Genomic DNA, 11801 nt, shown 5'->3' with positions numbered 1-11801 from the left:
GCTCAGGCTGTCCCGGACGCTCAGGCTGCTCAGGCTGTCCCGGACGCTCAGGCTGCTCAGGCTGTCCCGGACGCTCAGGCTGCTCAGGCTGTCCCGGACGCTCAGGCTGCTCAGGCTGTCCCGGACGCTCAGGCTGCTCAGGCTCGATTTGTTCCTTGGGTTTGACAGTTACCTTGATTCTGGCTTCGCTCGTGGTCCCATCGGGGTTCGTCACCCGGTAGGGAGTGCTCACGTCGCCAACGAAGTCCTTGGCCGGGGTGAAGGTGATCTTGCCGTTATCAACGCTCCAGGTTCCCTGATCGACGGTGGTCGGACCGACGATGCTGACTTGAACGTCCTTGTTGTCGCCGGCAATGTCGATCGTGGCCTTCGACCCCTGCTGGATCTCCGCGGTCTTGTCCTCAGCGACGATGCGCTTGTCCTCTTGGTCCCTCTCGCGCTCATCGCCAGGAGCGGGATCGTCCTGGTCCTCATCTCGCCCCCCATCCGGGGCGGGAGCGGGGTTCTCTCGGTCTTCAGCGCCCCGTTCCGCTGCTCGGTCATCGGGAGTGCCCGGTTCGTCCTCACCGGCATCCCGATTCTCCCGGCGGTCCTCCTGGGCTCCGCCCTGTGGCCTCCCGGGCGTTTCGGCGTCCCGATCGGCGTCCTTTGGGGAGTCCTCCTCTGCGGGATCTTCTTTCCTGTGCTTGGGACCGCGGGGCTCTTGCCCCTCATCCTTCTTGTCTTTGTCCTGGGCGTTGTCCGCCGGCGTGGCGACAGGACGTTCTGCTTCGGGAGCGGGCGCCTCCTCCGCGTAGGCCATGGAGGGAAGTGTTGTGGCCGCAACGGCAACCGCGGTAAAGGCGACTGCACTTCCCTTGCGCCTAATCGATGAGGACTTCATGCTGGGTCAGCTCCTGGGGAGGGTCGGGTCGGGGTTTACTGTTTCGCAATCTAGCAGCCATGGGGATATCCACTGCTTCTGCAGAACGTGGAACTCGTCAATCTGGCGCGACGGTCTAGTGCTTGAGCGCGTAGACGGCCCATCCACTGTCGGAGGTGTCAACGGCGTAAGACAGGGCGTCACTTCCTCCCCAGGGGATGGCTGGGGAGTTCGACGCGATGGGCAAGGGATTGCCCGATACCGCGGCCATGGTGGTGTAGACCCACGCCTCTCCGTTCTCCACATGGCCGTACAGATAGGCGCGGTCATAGGTAATGGGAGGGAACTGGGCCTTTGAGATCGTCGATTTCTCCGTGTTGATGACGAGGGTGCTCAACGCCCAGATACCGGTCCCGGCGAACTCGTTGAGCCCTTCACCGGACATCGCGGAGGCGTCGACGGAGTCGATGGAGTCCTTGGTCTCCTTGCCAGCAATATCGAATACGGTCACATTCCTGTTCGACCATCCCAGGAGCACCTGGCTGGTGGTCAGGGTACGGATGAGTGTCAGCGACGCGTCCTTGGGGCCGCTCACGAGCCCCTCGCTGAGCGGCCCCGACCGTGAGACGAGTTTCCAGTGCCCGGCTCCATCGAGCATGAGCAGGCCTTTGTCATCGGCTGTGGTCGCGACATATCCGCTGGGGACGTCGACAGTGTAGGACCCTTGGGCATCGACACCCGCGGCCTGGGCACTGGACAGAGTCATCAGGGGAGAGCCTCCGACCCAAGTCACGGTGGAACCGGCGAGGACGTCCACGCTCGTGGGGCTCCCCAGAGACAGCCCGGTGAGGGGAATGCACAGGATCTTGTCCTGGCAGTCGACCCATACCGCGGGGTTGCCGGACCAGGTTCCCAGGATCAGTGCCTGCGCATTGCCTGGAACGTCAATGCTGGAGGCGGTTGCCCCGTCCTCCCCGATCGCCGCCATCTTGGAGTCGGGAGTCAGTACCAGGACACCGGAGCTGACGGCGAGGGGCGAGGTGGATTCCTTGATCCCCTGAGTCCAAACGGCTTTCTCAGAGAGGGGTTCGGGAGAGGTCTTCGCCGGCAGGGAGACGGATCCGCCTTTGGGGCGAGGCTCTTGAGTAGCCTGGCCGGTGGTGCTGGAGGCCGACGGCGTCGGGGATGAGGAGAGACGTCTCTGGAGAGCTCTGGCCGCCACGGCCGTAACAACGAGCCCTGCGGCGGTTCCTCCTGTGTACAGGACTGCGCGACGGGAGATCCGCGACTTTCCGCTGCTGCTCTCCGATTTTTCCTGCCCTGAGACGTTGGGCAGGATGTCTCCTTTGCGCTCCTGTCCCGTAGGTAGGGGGCCGGGGACGGCTGGGAATACCGGTCCCGGCGGAACGGTGGCCTGCGGAGTCGTCTGGGCGGCGGGGTCTCCTGAGCCCCACCCGGCCCCTGCGCCAGTAAAGGAGTGGAGCTGGTTTCCGTCCTCTTGAAGCGGCGGGGTCTCCTGAGCCCCACCCGGCCCCTGCGCCAGGACCGGGATGTTGTCCCACTGGGCGGCGGGAACGGGTTGGGGCCAGTAGCCCTGCGGGGTCGACGGGGGTCGGCCCTGGGTCGTTTCCTGACGGGTCTCAGGAGGCGGGAAGGGATTCCCACCCGAACCTTGCGAAGGGGGATGTGCGAACGGTTGCGCCGGGACCTGAGCATGTGATGGGCCATTCACCCCGTAGGTGGGGGTCTGCGCCCCTACCCCACCCTGATCCGACACAGAACGCACCGACACAGGAGCCGTCGGAACCGCATCCTCACTGCCACCCCCGGCCTCAGGACCCGAAACAGCACTATCACTCCCCCACGGCACCACCGGCTCCCGCCCATCCGGGACAGGGCCGGCCGGAGCAGACTGAGCCGAAGGCGCCGACCAAACAGACTGAGCAGACTGAGAGGACTGGAAACGAGCAGGAGACCGGGGATCCTCCGACACCGGGACGGACCAGGCACCGGCACCGCCACTCCCACCCGCAGGAGCCACCGGCACGGGCACAGTGGACGACTCATCCTGGGACGCCGACCACCCACCCCACGACCCACCGGGGCTGTCATCCACCACAGACGAGGAAGCAGGAGATACCGACGCCTGAGTAGCGTCTTCGCGATCGGGGCGATCCTCGGACGATGGCCGGAAAGAGGACTGGGACGGCTGAATACTGGGTGGTACAGACGGGTCGGCCTTGGATGTGTCAGGACCGGGTTTGACCTGGTTGACGACCGGGATGAGACCAGTGCTCTCCTCATCGGTTTCGCCAGCGTTCCTCTCCAGTGGTTTCGCTGGAGCGTGAGCAGGTTCAGTCCATCCGTAGGTGGGGGTCTGCGCCCCTACCCCACCCTGATCCGACACAGAACGCACCGACACAGGAGCCGTCGGAACCGCATCCTCACTGCCATCCCCGGCCTCAGGACCCGAAACAGCACTATCACTCCCCCACGGCACCACCGGCTCCCGCCCATCCGGGACAGGGCCGGCCGGAGCAGACTGAGCCGAAGGCGCCGACCAAACAGACTGAGCAGACTGAGAGGACTGGAAACGAGCAGGAGACCGGGGATCCTCCGACACCGGGACGGACCAGGCACCGGCACCGCCACTCCCACCCGCAGGAGCCACCGGCACGGGCACAGTGGACGACTCATCCTGGGACGCCGACCACCCACCCCACGACCCACCGGGGCTGTCATCTACCACAGACGAGGAAGCAGGAGATACCGACGCGGGGTCTGATCGGCCGTCGTTCCAGACGGATTCCTGCGCCGAGAACGGTGAGACGGATGGTGGGGCTATGGGCTCACCGGGACGATCCGGGGGATCCTCGGCGCTGACGGGTTCCTCCTGGTGCGAGGAAGCCGATGGGACCGCTGGAGTTCCGCTGTTCCGAGGTCCCAGGGTCTCGTCGAGGCCCAGTCGTTCGTAGTCGACGTCGGAGATGAGCTCGGCGGCCACGGATTCCGGAACGGAGCGGTAGTTGCGCTCACCGTCCGGATCGCGCAGGCTGGCGTTGAACTGGGCGCGCACGACGAACCAGTAGGTTCCGGTGGGGTCGACCGCGCGCAGGGGGACCAGGTCGCCGTCCTCGTAGATCCGACCTGCGTAGGCCATGGCGGCGATCATTCCGGCCATCGCAGGGTTCAGAACGATCTGGTCGCCGTCGGAGCGGTCCCTGTTGTAGACGGTGTTGACCTGCTCGACGGAGGTGACGGCGTCCTCGTCGATGCGGATCGACAGGTCGTTCTGGACGCGCATGTCGATGACGTCGAAATCGGTGAAGGCGTTGGTGACGGCTTCGTCGTCAAGGGGAACTGAGTCGACGGCGTTCACGTCCTGAGCCTTTCCTTTCCTCTGGCGCCCTTACTGACAACCGAACTCCGGCGCGCATGTCACCGGAGACGATCGGTCATGGGCAAGGAGTCTACTAGGGTGGTGGATACATAGGATCGGCTTGCTGTTTCAGTGTTGCCTATGAGGGCTGCCGGGCACGTGTGAATCTGGTTGGTCGCGCCGCGCCCAGGCGTGGGCCGCACCGATGCACCCGGCCGCCATAAGAGTCGCTCCGGCCGAGATGACCGCCCACGATGAGAGAACCAGGGAGCCGATGACGCAGAGCGCGGATCCTGCGGCTGCGATCACGCATGAGCGCTGGATCGCGCCACTAGGGGCCTCCAGACGCGACTGCCACCAGGTGGAGACCATCAGCAGGATGCACAGGAGCAGGCAGGCGAACGTTCTCAGAGGACTGGCCCAGGTGTCCCGGCTGAGGGCGCAGATAGCGATGATCGCGTAGGCGAGGTCCAGCAGGAGGCTGACGGCGTAGGGGAGGAATCGTGCTGCGATCACTCAGGGCTTCTCCGATCCTGCTTCGTACCGTTGGGCGCGCCCCAGAGTAGACGCAGGTGGGGCGCCCGCAACAGCCCGGACGGGGACAAACCGATCGCGGGCCCGGCCGGGCGCTCGGCCCGGCTGGGCCCGTGGTGGACCCTGGTGGCGGGGGTCGTCGTCCCCTCGCGGATGCGGGGGTCCGGGCGCCGCGTCCTCGCGTCCGCCCATCGGGTTCCCGGGGTGCGGGGCGGGACGCCTTCCACGACAACGGCCCGGAGATACTGGGACACCGGAGGTGGCCCATGGGGGCGAGGCTACCGGGCCCTGCCCCTGAATCACCTGAATGATCCTGGAGGAAGACCTTAGAAGCGTTCAAGCAGGGGATCATCCCTGCGAGGGCGTCCCGCGGCCACCTGGAGCCAGATCCCCTTCCTGGCCGCGTGGGAGGCGACAACGACATCGCGGTCCTGCAGACCAGGGAGGCGCAAACCGCCCGCTTCCCTCAGCGCCGCCGACGGCGATTGAGAGGCGAAGTCGTCCCCTATGCGCTCGTAGACGGCGGCGGCCGCAAGATGACTCCCGCGAGGGTGGGGCAGGTGGAGGGTGAGGTTCTTGGTGTTGAGGACCCAAGTCCTCCTGTCCTCGGCTGATCGCTGCTCGGCGTCCAAGGATGCGAGAACCTTCTGCGCCTGGGCGGTGAGGGGGTGGGCTGTCGGGTTGACCGCGGCGGCGGCCGCAAGGCGTCTCCAGGTGGGATCGCTGCGATAGATGCGAATGGCCTGATCGACGGGGACGACGGCGACGACCAGGGGCAGGGGCGCGTCGGTGATGGGGTGGGTCCGGGAGGAGGCCTTGACGGTGATGACGCGGATGCCGTGCTCTCGGGCGAGGCTGCGCACATGCCGCAGCACGTCCTTATGCGCATGAGCCGGCAGACGTCCTTCGCTCTCGGCCGGGGACGCCAGGGAGATGACGGCAGCATCCTGGCTCAGGGCGGTCGTGACGATACGGGAGGCGAGCTCGCGCGCCCACGCTGCGCGTAGTCGATCGCGGCGGGCGGCGATAGCGGCTCCGAGCCCGTCGGGGGCGCGGCGCACGGCCCGGTGGCTGCGAGGAGTGGGAGCGGTGGCGGCGGCATGCATGAGCTCCAGGTGCTCATCGAGCTCGGCGGCGCGCTCGAGGGACAGTCCCTGCCCACCTCCGGGAAGGAGAGAGCGTCCTTTAGCGGCGATGGCCTGATTGACGGCGGCACGGCGCCGGCCCCAGACGGATGAGGGTTTGGAGGCGCGTTCGTCGTCGGACAGAGGCCATTGGCTGTCCAGGGTCTGCAGAAGGGTTCGAGCCCGACCCTGATCGGTGGTGGAGATGAAGTCGACAAGGGTTCTCTGCGCCGTCAGGGCGGCCCGCAGGGTCCGAGTGGACCATGCCACCAGGGCAGTGCGTCGGGAACCCATTCGAGGGGGGCCGGGGGTTAGCAGGCCGGTCAGCGCGTCCCGTATCCCCAGGGCGGCCTGGTCATGGACCTCAGTGGCCCGGTCCCCCTGGGGGTCGCCGAGGCGGATGGTGCCCTCATGGACCGGGTGGGCGAACTCAACCAGTCCGCATCCGGCGGCGGAAATTCGACGAGCCGGTCGGGGTACTCCCCCTCCGGGATCCTTGGGCAGGACATCGATGCCTTCAGATGCACGCACCCCGGGCAGGGTGCGCCATGTCGTCCATGTCGCATCCTTGCGGGTACTCAGTGCGACCCCCATGACCGTGATGTCCTCCCCACCTGCTGGGCTGGTGGCGGGGGAAGGAGGCCGGCCGATGAGCAAGCGCATCCTCCAGGAGGTGCGCTGTCCCCGGTTCTCAGGGGCGATGGTGAACGCCGCGGCCCGGAGGCTGGTTGTCGGAATGGTCTCCACGGTCCCACTCTCGGCCTCTATGAGGCTGGTGGTGTCTGCCTGAGACGAGGCTCCGCCGGTGCGCGGTTCCTTCCTGAGGGACAGGTCGAGAGCGCGGGTGATACGGCGAGACGACCATCCCAGGGCGATGGTGGTGTAGCCGGTTCGGCTGTCATCGTCGGTCACGGTCATGGTCACGGTCCCGTCGGGGCGCACTCGGCCGCGCCACCGGCCACGGGAGTAAGTAGGCGTCACCGGGTTAGAAACCGGATCTGGGCGCTCGAAGACGGGGACTCCCAACCCGGCCAGGTGGGCACGGGCGGCGTGGACGCCCAGTGCCAGCCCCAAGCCGGCTCCCCCATCGGACTCCCACAGGCAGGAATGGTCGATGAGCCAGCAATCCAGCCAGCTGCGGGCGCTTCCCCGCCCGGTCGGGCGGGGAGCGGTGCACTCGTGGGACCTGGTGCTGAGGAGGTCGGCCACGAGGACCGCCAGCTCCTGTCGACGCTGATGGGACAGGACGGGCCCGTAGGGGGTGATCTCACAGCCGCCGTCCGCGGCCGCAGCGTCCAGAGCGGCCAGGACCGCATTATCGACGGCGGTCTCGGCTCTGGCCAGCTCCGACGCCGCCCGCGCCCATTGGCGGGAGCGGGCGTGCAGCCGCTGACGATGCGAGGCCAGCTCCTGAGCGGCATTGATGAGCACGTCTGTGTAGGGGCCGGAGGAGTAAGGCATAGAGGTGGCGGCGCGGACGGCCCGGCCGATTCGGGTTCCCGCCACCAGGGCGCCGTCGTTCGCGGCCCTAACCTCGGCGGCGCGCTTGTTCCAGGTCGTGGACCATTGTCGGGTCTTGGTCGTCAGCGCCCTGCGCAAGGAGCAGCCCCCTTCGCGCCCCGCCTCGTCCAGGGAGGTGGCGGATGTCCCGGAGCGCAGCAGCAGGACGGGGGCGGGCGCGCGCCCCGACAGCCCCTGGGAGAGCCACAGCTCGAGGGCCTTTCCCGTTGACAATCCGGGATCCGGATCGGGAAGGAGTCGCCCGGCCAGGTCCCCCAGGGTGGTCAGACCGGTGTCTTCCAGAGCCTCCAGGAGGGCTCCCGCCCGACGGGCGACGGCGACGGGGTCGGTCTTGTCCCCTTGTCCCATACCGCGTGACATGACGTTGGCACAGGGGATGCTCAGCGCCCCCGAGGGCGCCCGCGAAGGAAGCCCCGTCAGACGCTCGTCGAGCTTCTCCCAACCCACGGTCTCCCCCGACGAGAGATCATCGGGCAGGTAACTGACCCATACTGCACCATCAGTCAGGACGGGAGAGCGGGTAACGACTTGGTCGGACACGAATCTGGAGACCTCGTTCTCATTGAGCCCCAGATGGCGCAGGTTGGCCGAGACGATCTCCTCAGCCTGATGGCTGCCCCCGGGCAGGCACGCCGACAGCGGCGGGTTGACCTCGACACCGACCCAGGAAGCGGTGATCAGGGACGCCAGCCGGGGTGCGTCCTCCCCCACCGCAGTCCTCCACGCACCGATCCATTCGGGGCTCGACGCGCGATGGGCCACGGCGCGGGTCAGCAGTGGAACGCAGGCGGCCGCGCCGCGGCTGACGGTGCGCACCTGGCGCTCGAGACGGCGCTCAGCGTCCCGAGGATGGACGATCGCTGTGTAGGTGCGTGTGAGCACGTCCGGGGAGGACATAGGGATGGGCTCGATTCTGATGGTGGTAGGACCGGTACCCGAACCCCTGGTCATACTCTGGGCGCACAGGAACAGGCTCCGTAATTCCGGCGTTATCTCAGGAGGCTATCTGCGCGTTCCACCCCGAGCAACACATAATCGGTCTGCACGAATGGGGTGAACTACCCGAGGTACCCGGGTACCCGGGGAGTTTTTACCGGAATCCGATCCGCGGGGGGTCGACTTCTGTAGACCCTCCCCCACTCCCCCGGTCATGCCGTCCGTCCGTTCCGCCTCTAGGCTGGCGCCGGCACGACACACCGGATCAGGGGAGGGAGACGGCAGCAGATGTCCCGCGCAGCAGGCAGCGGCACCACTACCACCGTCCGCATCAACCTCACCGCCCGGGGAGTCACCCTCAACGGCCGGGCGGTCACCGGCCCCACAGAGGACGCCTTCGCCACCGCGCTGTCCCTCGTCTCCGCGCAGGCGGCGAACCTTCCCGAGGGAGGATTCCTGCCCGTGAGCGTCACCGACGAGCGCGCAGGCGGCTACGAGAGCACCCGCACCAATGTCCTTGCGGGAAACATCCTCACCCCGTCTCTCTTCACGCGGCGTTCCGGGAACATCCCGGCACTGCCCCCCAGCATCATGCCCCGATCCCGGCCCACACACACCGTTTCGCCCGCGGGTCTCCCGCCTTCCATCGCTCCCGCGGCATCGTCGCAGAGGCGGGTTCCGGATCCTGGTCATCCTCCCAAGGCGCCATCCGCTCCCCCCGCCGAAGAGGTTCCGATCTTCCGGAGCGACAAGGCGCCATCGGCCACCGAGAAGGCGCCTCATAAAGAGACCGATCCCACTTTGAGCGCGGAGGATCTGTTCGGCACGACCACCGCGGACCGCCGGGCCCGCAGGAGGCACAGAAGCAGGACCAAGGGGCACCGGTCCCCGCACGCGGGATCCCTGGGAGACCTCTTCACCTTCTCCCCTCCATCATCACCGGATCTCGATGCGGTAGAGGCTGCCGAGGCGTTCTACGCCGATACCTCCCAGGAGGAGGAGAGCAAGATTCGAGGGCCCGGGGACCTTCCCGAGGACCTGCTGCCCAAACGCAGGAGAAGACCCGGAACCCTTCAGGAGCGCCTGCAGGGAACCGGGGAGCCGCTGGCACCGGACAACCGCTCCCTCGTGCTCGCCTCCCGTCCGACCTCCCTCGCCCTGGCTCCCACCACGGACCTGCCGGTGGCCCAGCTGAGCGAGGACGAGCGCACCCGGACCGGGGCGTCCCAGGATCTTCTGCGCTACATCCCCCGCACGCCGTCCTTCCACGCCACCATTCCCGAGCGCACCCGGCATGAGAAGGGGGCGAAGCGGGTTTTCTCACTCACCTCTTCTAGAGTCCGACGCCCCTGGACCCTCAGGCGCATTCTGACCTGGGCCGCAGGCGCGGTAGCAGCAGCCTCGGTCGCGGCCCTGATGATCTGGCCCTATGTCGTCACCCAGGAGTACAAGGATCTGTGCGTCGACACCCGCACCGGCCACCGGGCGGAGCAGAAGCAGTGCGAGACCGCCACGGGTTACTACGAGCATCGCTACATCAAGGCCAATAAGGACGATTCCCCGCCCGACGTCGGTAAACCGGTTGAGGGATCGACCACCTGGCCCGCGGGCAAAGTCCGGATGACCACCACCGACGGCGACGTCGTCACCAAGCCAGGTAAGTCGTCCAAGTGAACTCGGCGCGCGCAGCGAAAACATTTTCGGATGGTGGTGCCGTAGTGTCATGACACTACGGCACCACCATCCGAAAATATGCAGATATCGTGATGCGTAACAGCGAGGAAGTGGGTCCGCGCTAGTCTTCCCGGTCGAGTCTCATCTGCAGACCTTCGACGATCAGGAGGTTGAGGGATATCCCGCTGTCGATCGAGTAGTAGCGGGCCCGCTTGTGCAGGTCCAGGGGCAGGCGCACGGAAGTCTGCAGGGTCTCCCCCTCCACCACCCCGGGACGCTTGAAGGTCTCCGACACGGGCCGGGCCGCCTCACGACGCGGTCTCATGGCCCCGGCCAGAGAGTCGTCCTTCTTCTTCCCACCAGTCATCTCATGACCTCCTCGATCTCCTTGAGAAGCTCGTCGTACCTGAACAGTTCCCTGGGCGCGGTCCCGAAGGCCGCACGCACCCCCTGGCGACGCGGGATCACCGTCGAGAACAGAGGTTCCCCCTCCGCGGCCAGGACGTCGACGACGGCAGTATGGGCGCGGGTCCTCGGCTCGGCGCTCGTCAGTAGGACGGCCCGGTGACGGTGCGCGGAGGCCTCCAGTGTCGGCCACACCCGTTGGATATCCAGCCCGGAGGCGAGCGTGGGGATCACCACCAGGTCCGCGACATCGATCGCGGCTTGCACCACCGCGGGATCACCGGGAGGGGTGTCGATAATGATCATGTCGGCATCGGGCACCCTGCCACTGCTCTCCACGCGTCTGAGCTGGGCGACGTTAGCGGCGCGAACCTCGAACGGAAGCGGCTCGCCCGCGTCCTCGGAGGTCATCGCCCACAAAGTGGCCGATCCCTGGGGATCGGCGTCCCAGACCTCGACATCATGACCGGCTCGGTGCGCAGCCATGGCCAGCATCATCGACGTCGTCGTCTTGCCGACGCCACCCTTGGTATTCACAACCGAGATCCTCACAACGTCACAGTACCACGAATCTCTTACACAACAGCACCACCACGTCACGGAACCGTATGAGCGCACCATCCGGACCCTTGAGCAAACATCAGCAGACAGCAAAATTATGACATTATGGTGTCATAATTTTTTGATAGTAAAATATACTGATGTTATGCTCTGCTGATTCTTCAGCGTGATGGCACCTTCTGCGGGATTCCGGGTCGCATCGCGGAGGAGAAGGGTAGTCCATGGCTGTGCGGATACCCAAGCCTTCACAGCCGCGTCTTGCGGATCGATTCCCGAACCGTTTTCAACGGGCTGCGCTCCTGAGATGACGGGGGGTGCCCCTATGTGGTGTGTCAAGCGGCGGTGGGTAGTTTCGTGGCTGGTTGTGGGTCGTAGAGGGCTCCATCTCGGATCATGGCGTGCAGGGTCAGGATGCGGCGGTGGGCCAGGGCGAGGACGGCCTGGTTATGACGCTTGCCCTGGTCTCGTTTGCGCTGGTAGTAGGCCCGGGAGACGGGGTCGGAGCGCAGGGAGGCGAAGGCGGACAGGAACATGGCGCGCTTGAGCCTCTTGTTGCCGCCGTGGGAGACGTGCTCACCACGGATCGATGAGCCGGAGCGGCGTGTGACGGGAGCGAGCCCGGCGTAGGAGGCCAGCTGGCCTCCGGTGCCTGGAGGTCTTGCCCAGGGTCTCGGCCAGCAAGGACGGCTGCGGCCGGGACCCCTGATCCCGGGCACGCGTGGTCAGGACCTGGCACATGAGGGTGGGCCACCCGCCAGGGTCACCGGCCTGGGCGGCGACATCGGCCCGCTGAGCGCGTGGGGCG

8 protein-coding genes and 1 pseudogene are annotated in these 11801 nt (G+C 66.7%); 2 read left to right on the top strand and 7 right to left on the bottom strand.

The features are described 5' to 3' along the window. Positions 1–883 (bottom strand): Ig-like domain-containing protein (locus HMPREF0975_RS15810; RefSeq protein ID WP_009234714.1); only part of this gene is annotated, 883 nt, incomplete at its 3' end. 115 nt (positions 884–998) lie between these two features. Then, complete coding sequence (locus tag HMPREF0975_RS16900) at positions 999–2084, bottom strand: hypothetical protein (protein ID WP_049939970.1); 1086 nt, start codon at positions 2082–2084, stop codon at positions 999–1001. Positions 2085–3758: 1674 nt separating this feature from the next. Here HMPREF0975_RS16900 and HMPREF0975_RS16895 point away from each other — a divergent pair. After that, positions 3759–4226 (top strand): hypothetical protein, encoded by a 468-nt coding sequence (locus HMPREF0975_RS16895; RefSeq protein ID WP_049939969.1) that lies wholly within the window; start codon positions 3759–3761, stop codon positions 4224–4226. A gap of 144 nt (positions 4227–4370) precedes the next feature. On the opposite strand, the gene HMPREF0975_RS13230 is transcribed toward HMPREF0975_RS16895, so the two are convergent. Beyond that, positions 4371–4757, bottom strand: coding sequence for a hypothetical protein (locus HMPREF0975_RS13230; RefSeq protein WP_009234712.1), 387 nt, complete (start codon positions 4755–4757; stop codon positions 4371–4373). A gap of 344 nt (positions 4758–5101) precedes the next feature. Beyond that, a complete protein-coding gene (locus tag HMPREF0975_RS13225; RefSeq protein ID WP_009234711.1) occupies positions 5102–8317 on the bottom strand; it encodes a hypothetical protein in 3216 nt (1071 codons plus the stop codon). Between the two features lie 327 nt (positions 8318–8644). Between HMPREF0975_RS13225 and HMPREF0975_RS13220 the strand changes: the two genes are divergently transcribed. Next, a complete protein-coding gene (locus HMPREF0975_RS13220; protein WP_009234710.1) occupies positions 8645–10030 on the top strand; it encodes a hypothetical protein in 1386 nt (461 codons plus the stop codon). A 121-nt stretch (positions 10031–10151) separates the two neighbouring features. Here HMPREF0975_RS13220 and HMPREF0975_RS13215 read toward each other — a convergent pair whose 3' ends face one another. The 3 genes and pseudogenes from HMPREF0975_RS13215 to HMPREF0975_RS13205 form a co-directional block, all read right to left on the bottom strand. Further along, entirely contained in the window at positions 10152–10397 is a 246-nt protein-coding gene (locus tag HMPREF0975_RS13215; protein ID WP_009234709.1) for a hypothetical protein, read from the bottom strand. Then, positions 10394–10972 (bottom strand): ParA family protein, encoded by a 579-nt coding sequence (locus HMPREF0975_RS13210; RefSeq protein WP_009234708.1) that lies wholly within the window; start codon positions 10970–10972, stop codon positions 10394–10396. Before HMPREF0975_RS13210 ends, HMPREF0975_RS13215 begins: the two co-directional genes overlap by 4 nt. A gap of 356 nt (positions 10973–11328) precedes the next feature. Continuing rightward, positions 11329–11631, bottom strand: a pseudogene (locus HMPREF0975_RS13205) (transposase); the annotation flags it as partial. Between the last annotated feature and the right edge of the window lie 170 nt (positions 11632–11801).

It is taken from the genome of Actinomyces sp. oral taxon 849 str. F0330 (assembly GCF_000239715.1).
In the GTDB taxonomy this organism is placed as follows: Bacteria; Actinomycetota; Actinomycetes; order Actinomycetales; family Actinomycetaceae; genus Actinomyces; species Actinomyces johnsonii.
This window is presented reverse-complemented; position numbering and strand designations above follow the sequence as displayed.